The sequence below is a fragment of the Devosia sp. 67-54 genome (genome assembly GCF_001899075.1).
Lineage (GTDB): Bacteria > Pseudomonadota > Alphaproteobacteria > Rhizobiales > Devosiaceae > Devosia_A.
This window is the reverse complement of sequence record NZ_MKVA01000005.1, coordinates 835,332-857,154: the sequence shown is the minus strand read 5'-3', so window position 1 is coordinate 857,154 and position 21,823 is coordinate 835,332. Positions and strand designations below refer to the sequence as shown.

The following is a 21,823-nucleotide window of genomic DNA, read 5'->3' as shown; positions in this document are numbered from 1 at the left end:
TCCTGCTCGCAGAGCCACACCCATGAGCTTCGATCTCGCCAAAGTAAGGGCCGACTTCCCGATCCTCGAGGAGAAGATCTTCGGCAACCGGCTGGTCTATCTCGACAGCGGGGCGTCGGCGCAGAAGCCGAACGCGGTGCTCGACAAGATGGACTGGGCGCACCGGCATGCCTATGCCAACGTGCATCGCGGCCTGCACACGCTCGCCAACCGCGCCACCGAAGCCTATGAGGACGGCCGCAAGGCGGCGCAGCGCTTCCTCAACGCGGCGCGGCCCGAGGAGATCGTCTTCACCAAGGGCGCGACCGAGGCGATCAACCTGGTGGCCTCGTCCTTTGCGGCGCCGCGCGTGGGCGCGGGCGACGAGATTGTTCTCACCATCATGGAGCACCATTCCAACATCGTGCCGTGGCACTTCCTGCGCGAGCAGCAGGGCGCGGTGCTCAAATGGATCGACGTCGACGACGACGGCGTGCTCGACCTCGACGCGCTGGAACGGGCCATCGGTCCACGGACGAAAATGGTGGCCGTCAGCCACATGTCCAACGTGCTCGGCACCGTCAATCCCATCGGCCGGATCGTCGAAATGGCGCATGCCAAGGGCGTGCCGGTGCTGGTCGACGGCTCGCAGGGGGCGGTGCACAACGCCGTCGACGTGCAGGCGCTGGGCGCCGATTTCTACGTCTTCACCGGCCACAAGCTCTACGGACCGACCGGCATCGGCGTACTTTACGGTCGGTACGATCTGCTCGCCGGCATGCGGCCCTACCAGGGCGGCGGCGAGATGATCGACACCGTGACGCTCGACACGGTCATCTACAACGAGCCGCCGCACCGCTTCGAGGCCGGCACGCCGCCGATCGTCCAGGCCATCGGGCTGGGCGCCGCCATCTCCTATGTCGAGGGGCTGGGGCGCGACGCCATTGCCGACCACGAGCACGAGGTGGCGGCCTACGCCGCCGACCGGCTGAAGCGCATCAATTCGCTGCGGCTGATCGGCGACGCGCCGGGCAAGGGCGGCATCTTCTCGTTCGAGCTCAGGGGCGCGCACGCGCACGACGTCGCCACCATCCTCGACCGCTACGGCATCGCCGTGCGCGCCGGCACCCATTGCGCCCAGCCGCTGCTGCAGCGTTTCGGCGTCACCTCTACCTGCCGGGCCTCGCTCGCCCTATATTCCGGCAAGGACGACATCGACGCCCTGGTGACGGGCCTCGAAAAAGCACAGAAGTTCTTCGCATGACCGACCAAGCGACCGAAAAGACAGTGGAAATGCCGGCTCCCGTGGCTGAACTCACCGAGCAGAACCGGATCGTGCCCAACATGTCCGCGGCCATCCCGCCCGAAGAGGTCGCGCGGATCACCGCCGACCTGATCGGCGTGCTGAAGACCGTCTACGACCCGGAAATCCCGGTCGACATCTACGAGCTCGGCCTCATCTACAAGGTCGACCTCGACGACGACCGGCACCTGACCATCGACATGACCCTGACCGCACCGGGCTGCCCCGTCGCCGGCGAAATGCCCGGCTGGGTGGAGAACGCCGCCATGTCGGTCGAGGGCATCCAGGGGGTGACGGTCAACATGGTGTACGATCCGCCCTGGGACCAGAGCCGCATGTCCGAGGAAGCGCAGGTTGCGCTGAACTGGTGGTAATTCTGCCGCGGCAGGCGTATATCGGTAAGTGACGATAGACGTAGCGGTTGGCCGGGCGAGCCGTCTTCGGATCGCCTGGACAGAGCAGGAAACGAAAATGCCCCTTCCGATCATGAGCCTCACCGACGCGGCCGCCGAGCGGGTGCGCGAGATCATGGCCGACAGCGACAAGCCGGTGATCGGCGTGCGCGTCGGCATCAAGAACGCGGGCTGCGCCGGGCAGGCCTACACGCTCGACTATGTCGGCACCCCGGTGCCGGGCGACGACCACGTGGTCGACAAGGGCGTCGACATCTATGTCGAGCCCAAGGCGACGTTGTTCCTGCTCGGCACGGTGATGGATTTCGAGGAGGACATCCTCAAGTCCGGCTTCACCTTCAGGAACCCCAACCAGACCGATGCCTGCGGCTGCGGCGAGAGCGTGACGCTGAAGCCGGCGGACCTCAAGGCACTGGCCGAGGCGCGGGCGGCGCATTAGGCGCGCCCGCCGGCCGTTCATCCATTTTCAACCACGTCGACAGATCAGCTGCGACCGATCGCGGCCGGCAGGCATTGCCCTCGCAGTGAATGAGAGGTTGCGATGAAACCTGCAATTGAACCGAACGCCAATATCTCGGACGAAGGCGTTGCCGAATTCCTGTCCCTCGCCCGCTCCGCGAACGTCTTCTTCGACATCGTGCACGACCGGCTGACGGTCCGAGCCGTCAATCCGAACTGGCGCATGTGGGCGCCGATCCGCCATCTGCTCGACGAGATCGGGCCGGCGCGCATCGAAGCCTGCGTGCGGCGCTCTGCCGGCCACGGATACACGGTGCACTGACGGCCGCTATCCCGCGCGCAGCAGCGGCAGCGCCAGATCCTTGCGGAACAGATAGAGCAGGGTGCGCAGCGCCTCGCCCTGCGGGCCGGTGAGGCCCCGGTTGCCGTTGAACGCGTTGCTTGCGTCCTCGTGCGCGTATTCCAGCAGGTGCCGGTGCACGTCCGGCACGGCGAGGCGGTAGCCGGGCATGCCGGACTGGCGGGTGCCCAGCAAATCGCCCTGGCCGCGCAGATCGAGGTCGCGCTCGGCGATCTCGAAGCCGTCCTCGGTGGATTTGATCGTCTCGAGCCGGGCCCGGGCGGTGTCCGTCAGCGGCTCTTTGTAGAGCAGCAGGCAGGCCGAGCGCTGCGTTCCGCGGCCGACGCGGCCGCGCAACTGGTGCAGTTGCGCGAGGCCGAAGCGCTCGGCATGCTCGATGATCATGATCGTGGCGTTGGGCACGTCGACGCCGACTTCGATCACGGTGGTCGCCACCAGGATCTTGGTCTCGTTGCGCTGGAAGCGGGCCATCGCCTCCTGCTTGGCGGTCGCCGACATGCGGCCGTGGACGAGGGCCACCTCGGCGCCGAACACCTGCTGCAGCGCCTTGAAGCGATCCTCGGCGGAGACGACGTCGAGCTCCTCGCTCTCCTCGACCAGCGGCGTCACCCAGAATGCCTGCGCCCCGTCGGCGATACGCGCCTGCAGCCGCTGGATCACGCGGTCGTATTCCCCGATCGACAGCACCGCGGTGTCGATCGGCTGCCGGCCGCGCGGCTTCTCGCGCAGCACGCTGACCGCCATGTCGCCGAAATGCGTGAGCACCAGGGTGCGCGGGATGGGGGTTGCCGTCATCACCAGCAGGTCGGCGTGCCGGCCCTTGTCGCTCAGCGCCAGACGCTGCTCGACGCCGAACCGGTGCTGCTCGTCGACCACCGTGAGGCCGAGATTGTGGAACTCGACCTGCGACTGGAACAGCGCATGCGTGCCCACGACGATGTGCGTGCTGCCGTCGGCGATGCCGGCGAGCACGGCCCGCCGCTCGGCCGCGGCCTGCTTGCCGGTGAGCAGGGCGACCCTGAGGCCCGCCGCCTCGGCCAGCGGCTGCAGCGTGCGATAGTGCTGCGCCGCGAGCAGCTCGGTCGGCGACATCAGCGCCGATTGCGCGCCGCTTTCGGCGACCGCCGCCATCGCCATCAGCGCCACCACGGTCTTGCCGGCGCCCACATCGCCTTGCAGCAGGCGCGACATGCGCTCGGGCTTGGCGAGATCGGCGCGGATGTCGTCGACTGCCATCTGCTGCCCCGGGGTCAGCGCGAAGGGCAGGGACTGCAGGACCCGGCCGGTGATCTCGCCGGTGAAGCTGCGGGCGATGCCGCGCGGCGAGATCAGCGTCGAGCGCACGATCAGCAGCGCCAGCTGGCCGGCAAGATATTCGTCATAGGCGAGCCGCATGCGCGCCGGGCTCCAGAGCTCGCTGTCGCCGGGCTCCTCGGGGGCGTGCATCTTGCTCATGGCCTCGTGGAAGCTCGGCCAGCGGAACTGCTCCATGCGCTCGGCCGCGATCCATTCGGGCAGCTCGGGCAGGGTGGCGAGCACCTCGCGCACCAGCTTGATCAGGGCCTTCGAAGTGAGGCCCTGGGTCAGCGGATAGACCGGCTCGACCAGCGGCATGGCCGCGAACTTGTCCACCTCGAGCACGTAGTCGGGGTGGGTGATCTGCTTCATCCCCTGGAAGAAGCCGATGGTGCCGGCGATGTAGCGCTCCCCGCCCACCGGCAGCAGCTTTTCCACCCAGCCGCCGGTGGCGCGGAAGAAGACGAGCTGGATCTCGCCGGTCTCGTCATGGGCGAACACGCGGTGCGGCCGCGTCGGCATGTTGCGCGGCACCGGCTCGTGCCGGTCGATGTGCAGCTTCAGCGTCGCCTGGTGGCCGACGAAGGTGTAGGCGACCCCGTCCATGCGCCGCCGGTCGATGCTGCCGACCGGCATGTGCATCAGCAGGTCGAGCGCCACCGCCTCGTGCTCGTCGCTGCCGAAATAGCGGTTGAGCAGCGCGCCAAGCTGCGGCCCGACGCCCTTGAACGAGCGCAGGGAGCGAAACAGCGGATCGAGGGCGGGGGGACGCGCCACGCTGGAGCTAGAGGCCGGCCGCCTTGCGCAAGGCGTCGTTCATCCGGCTCTGCCAGCCCGGACCGTCGGCCTTGAACTTGTCGAGCACGTCGGCGTCGACGCGCAGCGAGATGGCCTGCTTGGGGGAGTCAGACGGACGGCGGCCACGACGGATCAGCTTCTCGCCGTCGTAGAGGTCGGCCTTCTCGAACCACTCGTCAGTGAGTTCCGGCGCGTCATCCGGATCAATCCAGGAACTTTCCGTAGCGGACTTTTTCGCGGTCATTTGCTTTCCTCATCGAAATCACGTGCCGTGCGGCGCCCCGCGGCGTCCAGACCACAACCATCATGCGCTCATCCAGGTAGCCGATGGTGACGATGCGCTCCTCGCCGTAGTCGAACCGATCGTCCACGAACCGGTAGTTCGGTCCTTCGAAAATCTCGACCGCCCGCAGGAAATCCAGTTTCCGTTCGCGGAGCGTCTTGTTCCGCTTCACGGGATCGAACGTGATGTCCATATGCCCCTCAACATCGCTCAAGTCAATTATTGTATATACAAAAATGCGGCATTGCCGGACTCCATCCTAGGGCGTAAACAGCCCATCCACATCCCCCGAGACCACCCGCTCATGGCTCCCCAAAACGACGCCGGTGAAGATTTGGCTATGCGCCGCCGGCGCCTGCGCTATCGCGCCTGGCACCGCGGCACCAAGGAAATGGACCTGGTGCTGGGGCCGTTCGCCGACGCGCATGTCGAGCACTACGGGGCGCCGGAACTGGAGCGGCTCGAGGCGCTTATGGACGAGGAGGACACCGACCTCCTCAAATGGGTGATGGGGCAGGAGCCCGCGCCGCCCGATGCCGATTCCGACCTGCTCGAAACCATCATCGCCTACCGGCTGAAGACAGCATGACCGAGATCGCCCGCCCGACCCGCACCATCGTCAACGTCCCCGACGGCATGCAGCCGACGGTGCTGGCGCGCCTCGTCGAGGAGCGGCTGCGGGCCGAGCCCGACGCGCCGGTCGCCGCCGTGTTCGTCGCCCGCGACGGGCGCCGCCTGCAGCGGCTCGAGGACGTGCTGCGTGCCATGCTGCCGGGGCACACCATCCTGACGCTGCCGGCCTGGGACTGCCTGCCTTACGACCGGGTGTCGCCAAACGGCGTCACCCTCGCGGCGCGCATGACGACGCTGTCGGCGCTGAGCGATCCGGCGACGCGGGGCGCCGTCGTGCTGACGGCGGTCAACGCGCTGATCCAGAAGCTGCCGCCGCGCGACGTGGTCGAAGGCATGGCCTTTGCGGCGCGCGCGGGGCAGGTGGTCGACAGCGAAAAGCTGATCCAGTGGGCCTCGCTCAATGGCTATCTGCGCGTGCCGACGGTGCGCGAGACCGGCGAGTATGCGGTGCGCGGCGGCCTCGTCGACCTCTATCCGGCCAGCATGGAGACGCCGCTGCGCTTCGACTTCTTCGGCCGGCAGCTCGAATCCATCCGCACCTTCGATCCGGGCACGCAGCGCACCACCGGCAATCTGCCGGCGATCGCGCTGGCGCCGATGAGCGAAGTGCTGCTCAACGACGAAACCATCAAGCGCTTCCGGGCACGCTACACGGCCAGCTTCGGCGGCAACACCGTGGACGATCCGCTCTATGGCGCGATCAGCGCCGGCCAGCGCTTCCCCGGGCTCGAGCACTGGCTGGCGTTCTTCTACGACCACCTCGACCGGCTCGCGGACTACACCGGCGACGCCCCCTTCGTGTTCGACGACCAGGCGCGCGAGGCGTTCGCCGACCGCCAGGCGCAGGTGAAGGACTATTACGAGGCGCGCGAGACCGCCCGCACCGACAAGAAGCTGGCGACGGCGGGGGCGCCGTACAACCCGGTGCCGCCCGGCGAGCTCTACGAGGTCGACGGCCATCCCTATCGCCTCGGCCCGACGGCGGCGATCCAGCTCTCGGTGTTTGCCCACCCCGACGAGACGCGCACCGAGGACGCCGGCGGCCGGCTGGTGCACAATTTCGCCGCCGAACGGCAGGCCCAGGACGTCAACCTGTTCGAGGCGGTAGTGACGCTGCTCAAGGCCGAGAGCAAGGCCGGGCGGCGCACGGTGATCGCCTGCTGGTCGGACGGCTCGCGCGACCGCATGGCGCAACTGCTGCAGGACCATGGTCTCCGGCATCCGCGCCTCGCCGAGAACTGGCAGGACGCCGTCAGCACCTCGGCGGCCGTCACTGCGCTGGCGGTGCTCCCGCTCGAGAACGGCTTCGAGACGGCCGACCTCGTGGTGTTGTCCGAGCAGGATATCCTCGGCGAGCGGCTGCTGCGCCCGCAGCGGCGCAAAAAGGCGTCGGACGCGCTGACCGAGGCGACGAGCCTGTCGGCTGGCGACCTCGTGGTGCATGTCGACCACGGCATCGGCCGCTTCCTCGGCCTCAAGCAGATCGAGGCGATGGGCGCGCCGCACGATTGCGTCGAGATCCAGTATGCCGGGGAGACCAAGCTCTATCTGCCGGTCGAGAACATCGAGCTGCTGAGCCGCTACGGCTCGGACGGCAGCGACGTCGAGCTCGACAAGCTCGGCGGCGTCGCCTGGCAGGCCAAGAAGGCCAAGCTCAAGAAGCGCATCCGCGACATGGCGGAGCAGCTGATCAAGATCGCGGCGCAGCGCCAGCTCGCCAGGGCCGATCCGGTCGACATCAATTCGGGCGCCTATGACGAGTTCGCCGCCCGCTTCCCCTATGACGAGACCGAGGACCAGCTCGCCGCCATCTCGGCCGTGTTCGACGACATCGCGGCCGGGCGGGTGATGGATCGGCTGGTGTGCGGCGATGTCGGCTTCGGCAAGACCGAGGTGGCGCTGCGCGCCGCCTTCGCCGTGGCCATGTCGGGCAAGCAGGTGGCGGTGGTGGTGCCGACCACGCTCCTGTCGCGGCAGCACTTCAAGACCTTCACGGAGCGCTTCGCCGGCCTGCCGGTCAAGGTGGCGCAGGCGAGCCGTCTGGTGGCCGCCGCCGACCTCAAGGCGACCAAGGAGGGCATCGCCAGCGGCCAGGTCGACATCGTCGTCGGGACCCACGCGCTGCTCGGAAAATCCATCGAATTCAAGGATTTGGGGCTGCTTATTGTCGATGAGGAGCAGCATTTCGGCGTCGGTCACAAGGAGCGGCTCAAGGAGTTGCGCGGGAACGTGCACGTGCTGACGCTGACCGCGACACCGATTCCGCGCACCTTGCAGCTCGCCCTCACCGGCGTGCGCGACCTCAGCCTGCTGGCGACGCCGCCGGTCGACCGGCTGGCCATCCGCACCTTCATTTCGCCGTTCGACCCGATCTCGATCCGCGAGGCGCTGCTGCGCGAGAAATATCGCGGCGGGCAGTCGTTCTACGTGGTGCCGCGCATCAAGGACCAGCCGGACATCGCGGAGTTCCTGCGCGAGCAGGTGCCGGAGGTGAGCTTCGTCGTCGCCAACGGCCAGATGGCGGCGGGCGAGCTCGACGACATCATGAACAATTTCTACGACGGCAAGTTCGACGTGCTGCTGGCGACGACGATCGTCGAATCCGGGCTCGACATCCCCAACGCCAACACGCTGATCGTGCATCACGCCGATCATTTCGGGCTGGCGCAGCTCTACCAGATCCGCGGCCGCATCGGCCGCTCCAAGCAGCGCGCCTATGCACTGTTCACCGTGCCGCCGCAGCGCAAGCTGACCGACACCGCCGAGCGGCGGCTCAACGTGCTGCAATCGCTCGAGAGCCTCGGGGCAGGCTTCCAGCTCGCCAGCCACGACCTCGACATCCGCGGCGCCGGCAATCTGCTGGGCGAGGAGCAGTCGGGCCACATCAAGGAGGTCGGCTTCGAGCTCTACCAGGCCATGCTGGAGGAGGCGGTGGCCTCGCTCAAGGACGGCGCCGAGGCGTATGAGGACGCCAATGAATGGAGCCCGCAGATTTCGCTCGGCATGCCGGTGATGATCCCCGAGCATTACGTGCCGGATCTGCAGGTGCGCATGCAGCTCTACCGCCAGCTCGGCGACCTCAAGGATGCGCGCGAGATCGACGCCGCCGGCGCCGAGCTGATCGACCGCTTCGGGCCGCTGCCCGACGAGGTGGAGGCGCTGCTCAAGGTGATTCTGGTCAAGGCGCTGTGCCGCGCCGCCAATGTCGAAAAGGTCGATGCCGGCCCCAAAGGCGCCGTGATCACGCTGCGTCACAACCAGTTTCCCAACCCGGCCGGGCTGGTGCAGCTGGTGCAGGATCCGGGCATGGCCGTGCGGCTCAAACCCGACCAGAAGCTGGTGTTTTCGCGCGACTGGCCGAACGCGGCGTCGCGGCTCAAGGGCACCGCGGCGATCCTCAATCGCATGGCCAGGCTCGCCGAGGCCGTCGCCGCCTGATCACCAGAATTTGCCCGGCCCGGGTCAAATTGATGCCGAACATCTCCGGCAGTGTCCGGACTATTCACAGCAGCAGGGCGGTCCTCCCATGCAGTGCGGCAACAGCCCGCCGGAGAAAGATTTGGAAAGCCTTCCCGGTCATGTTATTGCCCGAATTCGCCCATTGAAGGGCTCGCAACGCAAGGCGGCCCAAAGAACCGCTGGATCGCTCGGGAACCCCAAGGAATATCGATGACGTTCAAATCGCTTCTCGCCGCCGGCGTGACTATTGCCGCGCTGACGCTTCCCGCGGGCCAGGTCTTTGCGCAGGCCAGTTCGAGCTCGCAGCCGGCCGCGTCGACCGCGTCGTCGCAGCAGCCGCCGGCCGCCGGCGACCAGGCCGCGGCCGCCGCGCCGAACCAGAACTGGCTCAAGATCTGCGACCCCGAGAAGGACGGCAAGCGCGCCTGCATCATGCGCCAGGTCGTGGTGACGCAGAGCAACCAGTTCCTCGGCTCGTTCCTGCTGCGCGACGACCCGGGCCAGGAGAGCCGCCTGCTTGCCGTGGCCGCGGTGCCGCTCGGGGTGCTGCTGCCGTTCGGCGTCACCTGGCAGATCGACGGCGGCAAGCCGGTGCGCGTGCCCTACATGCTGTGCGATCCGCAGAGCTGCGCCACCCAGCTCGTGGTCAACGAGGCCTATGTGAACAGCCTCAAGAAGGGCAGCAAGCTGACGCTGACCGCCAAGAACCGCAAGAACGAGGACCTCGTCATCACCATCAACCTCGCCGGCTTCACCGGCGTCTATGATGGCGAAGCGGCGCTGACCTTCGACGAATTCAACAAGAACGCCTCGGGCGAGGCGGCGCTGGAAAAGATCCTCGCCGACCGCGCCGAGCAGGCCCGGCAGAAGCTGCAGGGCGGCGACGCCAGCTCGAGCGCCTCGAGCTCGCAACCGCCGGCGAAGTAAAGCCAGGACGAGACCGGAAGGTTCAGGGGGCGCCTCGCGGGGCGCCCCTGTCGTTTTCAGCGCACGCCCATGCCGACGTCGAAGGCGGCCTTGCGCAGCGGCGGCACCAGCTTGAGCGCCCACAGGCCGCCGGCCCTGAGCACCTGCGCCGGCAGGAATTCGGCGAGCAGCGAGCGGAACAGCGCATCGACCACCGTGCCGGTGCGGCTGAGGTCGCCGGCGCGGCGGCGGGCATAGTCCTCGCTCAGCCCCCGGGCGAAGCCGGGGCGCGTGAGGTCGGCCGCAGCGAGGCTGGCGGCGAGGTCGGCCACGTCGCGCAGGCCGAGGTTGAGCCCCTGCGCGCCGATCGGCGGGAAGGCGTGCGCGGCCTCGCCCACCAGCACCACGCCGTCCTTGCCGGCGATGTCGACGGTCAGCGTCGAGAGGAGGAACATGTGGGCGGGCGTCAGCAGCTCGATCTTGCCGAACAGGTGCTGCGACTTGTCGGCGAACAGGCGGGCCAGCGCGTCCTTGCCGCTCTGCTGCGCCGTCTTGAGCGTGTCGCGCCGGTCGATCCAGACGAGGTTGGCGCGGTTGCCGCCGGCCGGCACCAGCGTGAACGGGCCGTGCTCGTAGTGGAACTCGACCGAGGCGCCGCCGACCGGGCGCTCGAGCCCGAGGTCGCAGACCAGCGCCGCCTCGGTGAAGCCGTTCTCGCGGGCGCGGAAGCCGGCGCTCTCGCGCACCCGCGATTTCTTGCCGTCGGCCCCGACCACGAGGTCGGCCGTGAGCGTGGCGCCGTCGGCGAGGCGCAGCGTGGCGTGGTCCGCGCCGATCTCGAGGTCGTCGAGCGTGGTTTCGCGGCTGCTGAGGTTGGGCAGCGCGCTCCGCGCCGCCTCGAAGCTCTCGGCGAGCCTGACGTTGGGCAGGTTCCAGCCGAAGGCGGGCAGGTCGAATTCGGCGCTGTCGAACAGCGTTTCGGGCGCCCGGACCAGCCGGCGCGTGCCGTCGATGATGCGTATGCGGGTGAGCGGCTGGCCGATGGCGGCCGGGTCGGGCAGCAGCCCGGCGGCCTTGAGGTAGTCGACCGCCGGCAGCATCAGCGCCGAGGTGCGGCGGTCGGGCGGCCCCTTGGGCACGAGGTGGACGGTGTCGAGCCCAGCCTTGGCGACGGCGACCGCCGCCGCCAGCCCCGCCAGCCCGCCGCCGACGACGACCGCGGTGCTCACCGCGCCGCCGCCAGGCGCCGGACGCGGCCGCTGGGGACGACGAGCGAGCCGCCATAGGAGCCGATGAACAGCGCCAGGAGATAGATCGGCAGAGCGTGCGGCCAGAAGGCGAGCAGCGAGATGGCCGGGCCTGGGCAGATGCCCGACATGCCCCAGCCGATGCCGAACAGCGCCGCGCCGGCCACCAGCGGCGTGTCGATGCGGTTGAATTCGGGCTCGTGGAAGGCGGTGTCGAACACCGGCCGGCCACGCCGGCGGCCGAGGCGCACGGCGACGAACATCACCACCACCGCCGGAACCATCACGAATGCCAGGCTCGGGTCCCAGCCGCCGCGCGGGATGGCGGCAAGATCGAGGAAGCGCAGCACCTTCAGCGGATCGACCATGCCGGAGATGTAGAGCCCGGCGCCGAACAGCACGCCGGCGACGGCAGCCACGGCCAGATAGGGCAGGTTGGACGACTTGGTCATCAGACGATTCCCGTCACGGTCACGGTGAGGATAGCAACAACGAAGAACACGCCCACCGCGACCAATGAGCGCTTCGACAGCCGCGCCAGCCCGCAGACGCCGTGTCCCGAGGTGCAGCCATTGCCGATCTTGGTGCCGAAGCCGGTGAACAGGCCGGCGAGCGCGATCCAGACGATGCTGCCGCCGCCGAACCAGGCCGGCGCCGCCACGAGGCTTTGCGGACGATGGCCGAGGCCGGGCAGCAGCGCCGCGGCGAGGGCGGTGCCGCCGACGAGGCAGGCGAGGAACACCAGCCGCCACACGACCGTCCGCGCCGGCGGCAGCAATTGCCCGAACAGGCCGGAGATGCCGGCGATGCGGCCATTGCCGAGCCAGAGCAGGGCCGCCGACAGGCCGATCAGCACGCCGCCGATCGCCGCCGGAATGGGGGTGAATGTATCCATCGCGGAAAGTCCTTGGGGATTTGCCTTGAAGCGTATCACCCGGACTCTCCGGCAACCAGCGGAGCGGACAGGTGTTTTTTGCGCCTCGCGGCGATGGACCGGAATGGAAATGTGCGAAATGCCGGCCGGGCGAGACTTCCAACGTCCGGGGCGGATACCTAGATTGGAGCACCTTCCCCGGCGGAGCCCCCGATGTTCGACCTGTTGCTCGACCCAAATGCCTGGATCGCGTTCGCCACTTTGACCCTGATGGAGGTGGTGCTCGGCGTCGACAACGTCATCTTCATCTCGGTGCTGGTGAGCAAGCTGCCCAAGGCGCAGGCCGACCGAGCGCGCACCATCGGGCTCAGCCTGGCGCTGATCTTCCGCATCGCGCTGCTGCTGGTGCTGAGCTGGATCATCGCCCTCAGCCAGCCGGTGTTCAGCGCCTTCGGCCACGGTTTTTCGTGGCGCGACATCATCCTGCTCGGCGGTGGCCTGTTCCTCATCTACAAGGCCGTGCACGAGATGCATGCCGAGATCGAGGAGCCGCACGAGCCGACGCTGCAGCAGCAGGCCAAGGCGATGATGTCGGCGATCGTGACGCAGATCATCCTGCTCGACCTGGTGTTTTCCATCGACTCGATCATCACCGCCATCGGCATGGCGCAGCACGTCGAGGTGATGATCGCCGCGGTGGTCGTGGCGGTGGCGCTGATGTTCGTCGCCTCCGGGCCGATCGCGAACTTCGTCGCCCGCCACCCCACCACCAAGATGCTGGCGCTCGCCTTCCTGGTGCTGATCGGCGTGTCGCTGGTGGCCGACGGGCTCGGCTTCCACATCGACAAGGGCTACATCTACGCCGCCATGGGCTTTGCCGTGCTGGTCGAGGGCATCAACATTTTCAGCAAGCAGCGCAAGCTCGCCGCCGGCAGCATCGCCCCCAAGCCGGTGCGGGCCGCCGCCAGCGGCGCCGTGCCGGTCGAAACGCTGACCGAGCCCGACAAGCCCAGGCCGCGCTCCACCCGGACGGGCCGCGCGCAATCGCGGCCGAAATCGGCGCCGAGGAAGAAATCATGAGCCGTGCCATCGTCATCCACGCCAATGGCGGGCCGGAGGTGCTGCGGCTCGAGGCGCGCGAGGTGGGTGCGCCCGGCCCGGGGCAGGTGAAGCTGCAGCAGGCGGCGATCGGGCTCAATTTCATCGACGTCTATCACCGCACCGGGCTCTACAGGATGGAGCTGCCCCTCACCCCCGGCGTCGAAGCCGCCGGCGTGGTGACGGCGGTGGGCGAGGGCGTCGCCGATTTCCATCCGGGCGACCGCGTCGCCTATGCCGGGACGGTCGGGGCCTATGCCGAGGAGCGGCTGATCGCCGCCGACAAGCTGGTGCGGGTGCCCGACGACATCGACTTCGAGACGGCCGCCGCGGTGCTGTCGAAGGCCGGCACGGCGCACTATCTGCTGTTCGAGGCCTGGCCGTTCAAGCCCGGCGATACCATGCTGGTGCATGCCGCCGCGGGCGGCGTCGGCTCGTTCCTGGTGCAGTGGGCGAGCTCGGCCGGCGCCACGGTGATCGCGCTCGCCGGATCGGACGAGAAGGTCGCCGGCGCGCGCGCCAACGGCGCGGCATTCGCCTTCAATTCGCGCGAGGACGGCTGGGTGCGGAAGGTGCGCGAGGCCACCGGCGGCCGCGGCGTCGACGTGGTCTATGACGGCATCGGCAAGGCGACCTTCGAGGCCTCGCTCGACTGCCTGAGGCCGCGCGGGCTGATGGTCAGCTACGGCAACGCCTCGGGGCCGGTGACCGGCGTCAGCCTCAGCATGCTGCAGACGCGCGGCTCGCTCTACGTCACGCGGCCGACCACGGCGCACTATTACGGCGACCCCGAAAGCCTGCGGCGGACCATGGCTCGGGTGTTCGGCGCCGTCGAAGCCGGGCACATCCGCCCCTCGATCAACCAGCGCTTCCCGCTGGCGCGGGCGGCCGACGCCCACCGCGCGCTTGAGGCGCGGGCAACCACCGGCACCACGCTGCTGCTGCCCTAATCTGGACTTGCGCAGCGTCCGCCGCTACATGGGCGGCCACGGGCAGGTGGCAGAGCGGTTGATTGCTCCGGTCTTGAAAACCGCTGGACTTGGCACCTGACGTGCATAAAAGTGAATTTGCTGCAAGGGGTTAGCAATGAACCGGCGGCTGCGCGAGGATCGCGAGTAAGCGTATCATAAGCAGCTCTCCCCTGAGGCGATATGGAAGTGTGGCCGAGTGGTTTAAGGCTCTAGTCTTGAAAACTAGCGTACGGGCAACCGTACCGTGGGTTCGAATCCCACCGCTTCCGCCACGCACCCCAGAACGGTTTCTTGTTTTGGCGACGGCTTCCAACCGTAACGCTTGAGGCGTTTGCGGACGATACACTATGCTGCACCGCATGTTCTCGTGCTTGAATTTGGGTTGAGCAGATTTCAATGATCACGGGAGACTTCGCCGAGGCGCTTGCCGCATGCCTGACGATGGATGCGGTCAAGGACTGTTTCAGGCAGCGGATCGCAGTCCACGGCTATACGGCCAGCGCCTGCGGCGCTTTCCTGCCGGCCGACAACGGGCCGGAGACACATTTCTTCTTTCAGGACTGGCCGCCGGCCTGGATCGAACTCTATGTCCGGCGCAATTTCGTCGCTGCCGACTATGTCGTCGCCGAATCCAGACGGCGCATCGCGCCTTTTACCTGGCTCGAAGCGAAGGCCGAGCGCACCTTGTCGCGCGCCGAACGGGACATTTGGGACACCGCCGCCGAGTGGGGCTGGACGGATGGGTTCTCGGTGCCGATCTACGGGCCGGGCGGCTATTTCGGGCTCGTCACGATGGCCGGCAAGGAACAGCCGATGCCGTCTGCGCTGCGCTGCGAATTGCACCAACTGGCGTTCCTGACGCATGAACGGTGCCGCACCTTGACCGGCGTTGCGCCCGTCGCCGACCCGCAAGCAACCCTTACCCACCGTGAGCTGGAATGCATCCGCTGGGTGGCGGCCGGCCAGACCGATGCGGCCATCGCCAATCTGCTCGGCGTGTCGCAGACCACCGTGCGAAGCCACATCGACCAGGCACGCCGCAAGCTCGGGGCGAGAACGCGCGCGCAGGCCATCGCTCGCCTTGTGCTGAGCGGGCTGTCGTAACCTTCCCTCGGTCGTGGAAACGGCGGGCTTTTTTTTTGGGCCCCCCTCTCATTTCCGAGGAGAGACACATCCCCCTGAAAACCGCATGCTTATCCGCAGTCGATGAAGGCGTGAAGCATCCGGGGTGCATTCGGCGATGAACGGCCGGCCCGGGATCGAAAGTGGCGCGAGGGTTCGCGTGCGTTGTCGCCTCTGCGGATATGCGGTCTTGCCATCGGGGGGCGAATGGCGATTTGTCATGATTACAATGGGGCCGCGCCGCACGCCGGATGCGGCGGCACTGGAATGCGGGCCGATCGCCGCACTTGCGCGCGCGCGGGCGGCACGGCGACGAAACTGATCGGGTATTGGAGGCTCGTCCCCGGACTCCTCGCCGGTACCGCGCTTGCCGGATTCGCCGCGTCATCGCCCGCCTTCGCCCAGACCTGGACCGGCGGAGCCGGGACCATGGACTGGTTCGCTCCGACCAACTGGTCGTCCGGCAGCGTACCCACATCCGCCCTCCCGGTCGTCATCAACAACGGCTCCACGGCGTCTCCCGTGGTCATAAACGCGGCCGGGGCGCAGTCCGCAGGGGTCAAGCTCGGCAGTACCGCCGGCACCGTGGGTGGGCTTCTGGTGACGGGCGCGGGCCGGATCACGGACACCGGCACCTATTTCATCGTGGGCGACCATGGCGAAGGCGCCGTCACCGTCTCGAACGGCGGGCAGGTCACGACCAAGCACACCGTCGTGGCCAACTTTCCCGGCACAGTCGGTTTTCCCGTCACGACCGGCAGAGTGCTGGTGACCGGCGCGGGATCGCAATGGACCGCCACGGAGCTCACCGTTTCCTATGACGCCAATGTGGGCTCCTTCGTGGTCGAAGATGGCGGCAAGCTCCAGATCGTCAATCCGGGCGGCAACGCCATCGTTACGCTGGGGCGTGATTCGACGGCGGCCGACGGAACGCTGACCGTCACCGGCACCGGCTCCTCCTTCGTCATCACGAGTGGCGTGAATTTCAATATCGGATCACCCGGCCGCGGCGTCTTCAACGTTCTCGACGGCGCCTCGGCGGACACGAGCGCCATCGTCAACATCAACAGCAAGAGCGAGGCGCTGGTTTCCGGAACGGGCTCGACCTGGTCGGCCAAGGGCGGCATCAGCAACTCCGGCACGCTGACGGTCACCGATGGCGGCACGCTCGACTCGAACGGCCGGGTCAGCGTGCTGGCCCCCGGCTCGGTGACGGTGACCCAGGGCGGCACCCTCACGGCGACCGAGGTCGAGATACTGAACGTCGGGACGGTCGACAGCGGCGGCACGCTCTCGTCCTCGAGCCGCATTTGGGTGGCCGGCGGCGTCCTGACGGTCGCCGACGGCGGGACGCTGCGCATCACCGATCCGGACCAGGGCATCATCATCGGCAACGGCACGGGGACCTCGGGAACGCTGATCATCGGCGCGGCGGCGGGGCAGCCGGCGGTGGCGCCAGGCGCCGTCGAGGCGCCCTACGTCGTCTTCGAAGGCTCGCCGAATCCGGGAACGCGGACGCTGGTCTTCAACCACAACGCGAACGACTACGTATTCGCGCCCTATATCACTGGCGGGAGCGGCAAAGGTAACGTCATCGTTCAGGCCGGCACCACCACGCTCGCCGGCGGCGTCTCGTCCTTCGACGGCACCATCGACATCTCCGCCGGCGCCACCCTCAAGATCGCCCAGACCGCCGTCCCCTGGTCGCTCCTGCCCGTCGCCACGAAGAACGACGGCACGCTTTTTCTCAACAGCACCGACTATTTCACCGATGCGACCGGCAATATCTCCGGCATCGGCAAGGTGGTGAAGACAGGCTCCGGCTGGCTCACGCTCAAGGGAGACAACGGCTGGACCGGTGGCACCGAACTACAGGAGGGCCGGCTCTATGTCGGCGCGCTGGTCGGGTCCGAACCGCAGGACGGCACGCTGGTCGGCGACGTGCTGAACAATGGCGAGATGATGTTCCGCCGCAAGACGGACTACAGTTTTGGCGGCGCCATCTCCGGCTCGGGCTCCTTCGAGAAGGAAGGCGCAGGCACGCTCACCCTCACGGGCCAGAGCAGCTATGCGGGGCCCACCACCGTATGGAGCGGCAGCCTGGCGCTGGGCGCCGACAACCGGCTGCCGACCACCACGACGCTCCGGCTCCTTGGGGGGACTTTCGACCTCAATGGCTACGCGCAGACCATCGGCGACCTGGGGGGGTTCGCAAGCGGCACCCTCGCCATCGGCACCGGTGCGCTCACCACCGTCACGTCGGTCACTACCACGCTTCCCTCCAGCATCACCGGCACTGGCGACTTCATCAAGCAGGGGTCCGCGACCCTCACGCTCACCGGCACCACCAGCTTTGCCGGCACCACCACCGTAGAGGGTGGCCGGATGCTGGTGAACGGATCCATGGCGGCGAGCCGGGTCGAGGTGAAGTCGGGCACGTCCCTCGGCGGCTCGGGCAGCGTGGGCGATACATTCATCGCCAATGGCGGCACGCTCGAAGGGCGCAGCGGTCAGGTGCTGACGATGGCATCGCTGGCGCTGAATCCGACCAGCCAGATCAACGTGGCGCTCAGCGCGCCCGGCGACACCACGGGGCTGTTCGAGGTCAACGGCAATCTGGTGCTCGACGGAACGCTGAACGCGACCGATTTCGGCGGCTTCGGCACCGGCGTCTATCGCATCTTCGACTATGCCGGCGCGCTGACCGACAACGGCCTCACTGTCGGGACGCTGCCATCGGGGTCGGGAACGGTGCAGACCGCGATGGCCAGTCAGGTCAACCTTGTCGTCAGCGGCGGTGCCGGCGGCGCCACGGAGTTCTGGAACGGCACGCAAATGTCGGCCGACAATACGATCCATGGCGGTAGCGGTACCTGGATCGCCGGCCCGACGAACTGGACCGACGCGAACGGCACGTCCGCCGCCGCCTGGGGCGGCCAGTACGCCATCTTCCAGAACAATCCCGGCACTGTGACGGTGGACAATTCGGGCGGCGCGATCTCGACCACCGGGATGCAGTTCATCGGCTCGGGCTGGCGCGTCACCGGCGATCCCGTCACGCTGAACGGCACGGGCGGCAGCACGTCGATCCGGGTCGGTGACGGAACGCCGGCGGGGGCGAGTTCTTCCGCGACCATCGCCTCTCAGTTGACCGGCGCCAGCCAATTGGTGAAGGCCGATCTCGGCGAACTGATCCTGACCGGCGCCAACAGCTACACCGGCGGCACGACGATCAGCGCCGGCTCGCTGCAGATCGGCGATGGCGTCAGCGGCACGAGTGGCTCCATCGTCGGCAACGTCACCAACAACAGCCTGTTGCGCTTCGGGCGCAGCGACGCCACGACTTTTGCCGGCACGATTTCCGGGTCGGGCATGGTGCAGGTCGTGACGGGGAGCGTCACTCTCACCGCCGACAACAGCTACACCGGCGGCACCAGTGTCCTCGATGGCGCGTCGCTGAGCATCGGCAATGGCGGCACGACGGGGTCGATCGGCGGCCCCGGCTATATTTTCGTCGGCGGTTCGCTCGTCTTCAACCGTTCGGACGATTTGACCATCGGAGGCTCGATGGTCGGCACGGGTTTGCTGCGCCAGATCGGCACGGGCAGGACCGATCTGACCGGCAATTTCAGCAGCTTCACCGGCGCGACCAGGGTCGAAGACGGCACTCTGGCGGTAGACGGTCAACTCGGCGGCACGATGAACGTGCTTGCCGGCGGCCGCCTTGAGGGCGTCGGCACGGTCGGCGACACCACCGTCACCGGCATCATCGCGCCGGGCAATGGCGGGTTCGGCACGCTCAACGTCGCCGGCAACATTACCTTCGACCCGCTGTCGATCTACGAGGTGAAGGTGGATGCGGGCGGACAACATGACTGGATTAGCGCGTCCGGCATGGCGACGATCAGCGGCGGCACGGTGGCGGTGCTCGCCGGCACGGGCAACTATGCGCCCGCAACCCCCTACAAGATCCTCACCGCCAACGGCCCCGGTGGAGTCGGCGGCACCTTCAGCGGCGTGACCTCGAACCTTGCGTTCCTCGACCCGTCGCTCAGCTACGACGCCAACAATGTCTGGCTGACGATGACCCGCAACGCTGTCGGCTTCCAGAATGTCGGCATCACCCCCAACCAGATCGCCGCCGGCGGCGGTGTCGAAAGCCTCGGCCTCGGCAACCCCGTCTACACTGCGGTGCTGGACCTGACGGCTCCGCAGGCGCGATACGCCTTCGACCAGCTGTCCGGCGAGGTCCACGCTTCGCTGCCCACGGTGATGATCGAGGACAGCGGCTTCGTCCGCAGCGCCGTCAACGATCGCCTGCGCGCGGCCTCCGGTGGCATGGGCGCGGCGGTGTGGGGACAGGCCTTCGGATCGTGGGGCCATTGGAACAGCGACGGCAATGCCGCCCGCCTCGAGCGTTCCACCGGCGGCGTCTTCGTCGGCGCGGATGCTCCAATGTTCAACGGCTGGCGCCTCGGTGCGGTCGCCGGCTACAGCCAGACGAGCTTCGCTGCCCGCGATCGGGCAGCGTCGGGGTCGAGCGACAACGTCCATCTCGGTCTCTATGGCGGCACGAGCTGGGGCGATCTCGCCTTCCGCACGGGCGCGGCCTATACGTGGCACGACATTACCACGAACCGCAGCGTTGCCTTCCCCGGCTTCGGCGACAGCCTGAACGGCAAATACGCTGCCGGCACCATGCAGATCTTCGGCGAACTGGCCTATGGCATGGACATGGGCGCTGCCCGGTTCGAGCCCTTCGCGAACCTCGCCTATGTCAACCTGCATACCGATGGCTTCACCGAGAGGGGGGGCGAAGCTGCACTGACCAGCCCATCGGCCATCACCGATGCGACCTTCACGACGCTGGGCCTTCGCGCCTCGACCTCCTTCAGGCTCGGCGAGGCGACCGTCACGGCGAAGGGCACACTCGGCTGGCGTCATGCCCTCGGCGATGTCACACCGGATGCGATGATGCGCTTCGCCGGCGGTGGCGATGCCTTCTCCATCGGCGGAGTTCCGATTGCCCGGGATGCTGCCGTGGTCGAGGCCGGGCTGGACTTCAACCTGTCGCCCAACGCCGTGCTCGGCATCTCCTATGGCGGCCAGTTCGGTTCCGGCCGCACCGACCAGAGCGTCCGTGCCAGCCTCAGCGTGAAGTTCTGACGCATGTGGCGACGCTATCGCGATGATGACCGCACCGTTCGGGTGGCGCTGCCGCACGCCTCCGATCGACAGCCGACCGAGGCACTGGCTCGAACGCTGGCGGCGTTCGAACAACCGGACCGGATCATGCCGCGCGCCGCCGATGATAGGTCAGCGCCATGGCCAGGCACATCGAAAGCTGTTCGGTCGGCAGCGGAGCGGATGGATCGAGCAGAAGAGCCCTGTTGCCCTGAAAGACGAATGCCTCGGCGAACTGCGCGCGAAACGTCTCGACCAGGGGTGTGCGGCAGTTGAACAGCACTGCCCCCATGCCCTCGGTCGATGCCGGCAGGCCGAGCCGGATCGTGCTGCCGCTTCCCGTTGCTTCGGTGAGATAGGCGGGCTCCCCCCATTTCAGCGTCTCGGTCAGCGGCTCGACGCCGCCGGTTTCAGCGGCTGTCGCGAAGATCAACCGCCGCACCTCGAGGAGCTGCGCGCGGACCGGCTCCGGGAACGCCGCGAAGGCCGACGCGACCTCCGCGGGGATGATCGGCACTGCCGGAGCGCCGCGCATCACGATGCCCGCAGCGGCAGGTGGATGTCGGTGACGAGCGCGTTCGGCGCGACCTGCTGCGGGCTGTTGAGATAAGCTTCGAACATCGGGGCATCGTCCGGCTCGTGGCCGGATTGCGGCAGCCACACGCCGAGCAGCCAGCGATACGCGCCTTTCATGTCGGCATAGGGGCCCTGGTAGCGCAGCCGCGCATAAAGCCCGCCGCGGAGCATCGCCTCCTCGATCGGCGGCGCCAGCGCGACGCCATCGGCAACCGGGGAACACGCGCGTGACCGCAGGTCCTCGACCGGCACGAGGTCGGGGTCGTCATAGAACACGGCCATCATCCGCCGATCCGGCGCCACGGCGTCCTGGGCGGCAAGCGCGCTGAACAGCCGTCCCATCGCGCGGTCGATCTGCATGTAGGAGCCGGCATGGGCGATGCTCACGCAGCGGATCGGAGCGAGCGTCTCCATCGAAACCGGAAACCCCGCGCCGTCCTCCGCCAGCAGGGCGGCCCTGAACGCCGCATGGCTGCCGGATTCGCGGTAGTCGGCCGGGCTCTTGCCGTAGGCGTCCTTGAACGCCCGTCCGAAGGCGTCGGCCGAACTGTAGCCGGCACGTCGGGCGATCGCGTCGAGGGCCAGGTCCGAGTTCGCCAGCCGCTCGGCTGCGCGCGACAGCCGAAGCCGGCGGATCGTCTCGGTGATGGTTTCACCGCGCATGGCGGTATAGACCCTATGCCAGTGCCAGGGTGACAGGCAGGCGATTTCCGCCAGATCGTCGAAGCGGATGTCGTCGTCCAGATGGTCGTAGATGTGGTCGATAACCCGGTTCAGTCGGGTCTGATATGCAATTGGTGCTTTCGATGTGTTCATGGCCGTCCAGTTCCGATGCATGAGCACGATGGCACGGGGCGAGCC

At 67.8% G+C, this 21,823-nt stretch carries 19 protein-coding genes and 1 tRNA gene; 12 read left to right on the top strand and 8 right to left on the bottom strand.

Annotated elements, in window-relative coordinates; all coding sequences use genetic code 11:
* Positions 1-22 precede the first annotated feature (22 nt).
* The 4 genes from BGO82_RS09345 (at position 23) to BGO82_RS09330 (ending at position 2,476) form a co-directional block, all read left to right on the top strand.
* Entirely contained in the window at positions 23-1,243 is a 1,221-nt protein-coding gene (locus BGO82_RS09345; RefSeq protein ID WP_291305283.1) for a cysteine desulfurase, read from the top strand.
* Positions 1,244-1,323: 80 nt separating this feature from the next.
* A complete protein-coding gene (locus tag BGO82_RS09340; RefSeq protein WP_291305703.1) occupies positions 1,324-1,656 on the top strand; it encodes an SUF system Fe-S cluster assembly protein in 333 nt (110 codons plus the stop codon).
* A gap of 97 nt (positions 1,657-1,753) precedes the next feature.
* On the top strand, positions 1,754-2,134 hold the full coding sequence (locus BGO82_RS09335; RefSeq protein WP_291305282.1) for an iron-sulfur cluster assembly accessory protein: 381 nt from the start codon (positions 1,754-1,756) through the stop codon (positions 2,132-2,134).
* Positions 2,135-2,236: 102 nt separating this feature from the next.
* Positions 2,237-2,476 carry a hypothetical protein gene (locus tag BGO82_RS09330; protein ID WP_291305281.1) on the top strand — a complete coding sequence of 80 codons (240 nt, stop codon included), beginning with the start codon at positions 2,237-2,239 and terminating at the stop codon, positions 2,474-2,476.
* Between the two features lie 6 nt (positions 2,477-2,482).
* Here the strand turns inward: BGO82_RS09330 and recG are convergent, their stop codons facing one another.
* Genes recG through BGO82_RS09315 form a run of 3 tightly spaced genes read right to left on the bottom strand, consistent with a single transcriptional unit; the run spans position 2,483 to position 5,085 of the window.
* A complete protein-coding gene (gene recG / locus BGO82_RS09325) occupies positions 2,483-4,588 on the bottom strand; it encodes an ATP-dependent DNA helicase RecG (RefSeq protein ID WP_291305280.1) in 2,106 nt (701 codons plus the stop codon).
* 7 nt (positions 4,589-4,595) lie between these two features.
* On the bottom strand, positions 4,596-4,853 hold the full coding sequence (locus tag BGO82_RS09320) for a BrnA antitoxin family protein (protein WP_291305279.1): 258 nt from the start codon (positions 4,851-4,853) through the stop codon (positions 4,596-4,598).
* Positions 4,813-5,085: a BrnT family toxin gene (locus tag BGO82_RS09315; protein ID WP_291305278.1), complete on the bottom strand. Its 273-nt coding sequence runs from the start codon at positions 5,083-5,085 to the stop codon at positions 4,813-4,815. Before BGO82_RS09315 ends, BGO82_RS09320 begins: the two co-directional genes overlap by 41 nt.
* Positions 5,086-5,232: 147 nt before the next feature.
* Here BGO82_RS09315 and BGO82_RS09310 point away from each other — a divergent pair, with 147 nt between their 5' ends.
* The 3 genes from BGO82_RS09310 (at position 5,233) to BGO82_RS09300 (ending at position 9,911) form a co-directional block, all read left to right on the top strand.
* Positions 5,233-5,481 (top strand): succinate dehydrogenase assembly factor 2, encoded by a 249-nt coding sequence (locus BGO82_RS09310; protein WP_291305277.1) that lies wholly within the window; start codon positions 5,233-5,235, stop codon positions 5,479-5,481.
* A complete protein-coding gene (gene mfd, locus BGO82_RS09305) occupies positions 5,478-8,963 on the top strand; it encodes a transcription-repair coupling factor (protein WP_291305276.1) in 3,486 nt (1,161 codons plus the stop codon). The genes BGO82_RS09310 and mfd overlap by 4 nt, the downstream gene beginning before the upstream one ends.
* Before the next feature lie 231 nt (positions 8,964-9,194).
* Positions 9,195-9,911 (top strand): invasion associated locus B family protein, encoded by a 717-nt coding sequence (locus BGO82_RS09300; protein WP_291305275.1) that lies wholly within the window; start codon positions 9,195-9,197, stop codon positions 9,909-9,911.
* A gap of 56 nt (positions 9,912-9,967) precedes the next feature.
* On the opposite strand, the gene BGO82_RS09295 is transcribed toward BGO82_RS09300, so the two are convergent.
* From BGO82_RS09295 to BGO82_RS09285, 3 genes are read right to left on the bottom strand one after another with little or no spacing between them, the layout of a single operon-like run.
* The gene (locus BGO82_RS09295; protein ID WP_291305274.1) at positions 9,968-11,119 is read right to left on the bottom strand and encodes an FAD-dependent monooxygenase; all 1,152 of its coding nucleotides are present in this window, start codon (positions 11,117-11,119) and stop codon (positions 9,968-9,970) included.
* The gene (locus BGO82_RS09290; RefSeq protein ID WP_291305273.1) at positions 11,116-11,589 is read right to left on the bottom strand and encodes a DUF6691 family protein; all 474 of its coding nucleotides are present in this window, start codon (positions 11,587-11,589) and stop codon (positions 11,116-11,118) included. Before BGO82_RS09290 ends, BGO82_RS09295 begins: the two co-directional genes overlap by 4 nt.
* Complete coding sequence (locus BGO82_RS09285; protein WP_291305272.1) at positions 11,589-12,032, bottom strand: YeeE/YedE family protein; 444 nt, start codon at positions 12,030-12,032, stop codon at positions 11,589-11,591. Before BGO82_RS09285 ends, BGO82_RS09290 begins: the two co-directional genes overlap by 1 nt.
* Positions 12,033-12,224: 192 nt before the next feature.
* Here BGO82_RS09285 and BGO82_RS09280 point away from each other — a divergent pair, with 192 nt between their 5' ends.
* The 5 genes from BGO82_RS09280 (at position 12,225) to BGO82_RS09260 (ending at position 20,368) form a co-directional block, all read left to right on the top strand.
* Positions 12,225-13,091 carry a TerC family protein gene (locus BGO82_RS09280; protein WP_366246934.1) on the top strand — a complete coding sequence of 289 codons (867 nt, stop codon included), beginning with the start codon at positions 12,225-12,227 and terminating at the stop codon, positions 13,089-13,091.
* A complete protein-coding gene (locus BGO82_RS09275; protein WP_291305271.1) occupies positions 13,088-14,059 on the top strand; it encodes a quinone oxidoreductase in 972 nt (323 codons plus the stop codon). Before BGO82_RS09280 ends, BGO82_RS09275 begins: the two co-directional genes overlap by 4 nt.
* A 203-nt stretch (positions 14,060-14,262) precedes the next feature.
* Positions 14,263-14,352, top strand: a tRNA-Ser gene (locus tag BGO82_RS09270).
* A gap of 124 nt (positions 14,353-14,476) precedes the next feature.
* Entirely contained in the window at positions 14,477-15,184 is a 708-nt protein-coding gene (locus BGO82_RS09265; protein ID WP_291305270.1) for a LuxR family transcriptional regulator, read from the top strand.
* A 447-nt stretch (positions 15,185-15,631) separates the two neighbouring features.
* Positions 15,632-20,368, top strand: a complete 4,737-nt coding sequence (locus BGO82_RS09260) for an autotransporter domain-containing protein (protein ID WP_291305269.1) — start codon at positions 15,632-15,634, stop codon at positions 20,366-20,368.
* A gap of 124 nt (positions 20,369-20,492) precedes the next feature.
* Here the strand turns inward: BGO82_RS09260 and BGO82_RS09255 are convergent, their stop codons facing one another.
* Positions 20,493-20,903: a DUF1801 domain-containing protein gene (locus tag BGO82_RS09255; RefSeq protein ID WP_366246933.1), complete on the bottom strand. Its 411-nt coding sequence runs from the start codon at positions 20,901-20,903 to the stop codon at positions 20,493-20,495.
* Between the two features lie 17 nt (positions 20,904-20,920).
* Complete coding sequence (locus tag BGO82_RS09250; protein WP_291305267.1) at positions 20,921-21,778, bottom strand: AraC family transcriptional regulator; 858 nt, start codon at positions 21,776-21,778, stop codon at positions 20,921-20,923.
* Positions 21,779-21,823 lie beyond the last annotated feature (45 nt).

Excerpts from the sequence above, each read along its gene's own strand:
- BGO82_RS09345 (WP_291305283.1), top strand. The coding sequence starts at position 23 with ATGAGCTTCGATCTCGCCAAAGTAAGGGCCGACTTCCCGATCCTCGAG.
- BGO82_RS09340 (WP_291305703.1), top strand. The coding sequence starts at position 1,324 with ATGTCCGCGGCCATCCCGCCCGAAGAGGTCGCGCGGATCACCGCCGAC.
- BGO82_RS09335 (WP_291305282.1), top strand. The coding sequence starts at position 1,754 with ATGCCCCTTCCGATCATGAGCCTCACCGACGCGGCCGCCGAGCGGGTG.
- BGO82_RS09330 (WP_291305281.1), top strand. The coding sequence starts at position 2,237 with ATGAAACCTGCAATTGAACCGAACGCCAATATCTCGGACGAAGGCGTT.
- BGO82_RS09320 (WP_291305279.1), bottom strand. The coding sequence starts at position 4,853 with ATGACCGCGAAAAAGTCCGCTACGGAAAGTTCCTGGATTGATCCGGAT.
- BGO82_RS09315 (WP_291305278.1), bottom strand. The coding sequence starts at position 5,085 with ATGGACATCACGTTCGATCCCGTGAAGCGGAACAAGACGCTCCGCGAA.
- BGO82_RS09310 (WP_291305277.1), top strand. The coding sequence starts at position 5,233 with ATGCGCCGCCGGCGCCTGCGCTATCGCGCCTGGCACCGCGGCACCAAG.
- mfd (WP_291305276.1), top strand. The coding sequence starts at position 5,478 with ATGACCGAGATCGCCCGCCCGACCCGCACCATCGTCAACGTCCCCGAC.
- BGO82_RS09300 (WP_291305275.1), top strand. The coding sequence starts at position 9,195 with ATGACGTTCAAATCGCTTCTCGCCGCCGGCGTGACTATTGCCGCGCTG.
- BGO82_RS09290 (WP_291305273.1), bottom strand. The coding sequence starts at position 11,589 with ATGACCAAGTCGTCCAACCTGCCCTATCTGGCCGTGGCTGCCGTCGCC.
- BGO82_RS09285 (WP_291305272.1), bottom strand. The coding sequence starts at position 12,032 with ATGGATACATTCACCCCCATTCCGGCGGCGATCGGCGGCGTGCTGATC.
- BGO82_RS09280 (WP_366246934.1), top strand. The coding sequence starts at position 12,225 with ATGTTCGACCTGTTGCTCGACCCAAATGCCTGGATCGCGTTCGCCACT.
- BGO82_RS09275 (WP_291305271.1), top strand. The coding sequence starts at position 13,088 with ATGAGCCGTGCCATCGTCATCCACGCCAATGGCGGGCCGGAGGTGCTG.
- BGO82_RS09265 (WP_291305270.1), top strand. The coding sequence starts at position 14,477 with ATGATCACGGGAGACTTCGCCGAGGCGCTTGCCGCATGCCTGACGATG.
- BGO82_RS09260 (WP_291305269.1), top strand. The coding sequence starts at position 15,632 with ATGGACTGGTTCGCTCCGACCAACTGGTCGTCCGGCAGCGTACCCACA.
- BGO82_RS09250 (WP_291305267.1), bottom strand. The coding sequence starts at position 21,778 with ATGAACACATCGAAAGCACCAATTGCATATCAGACCCGACTGAACCGG.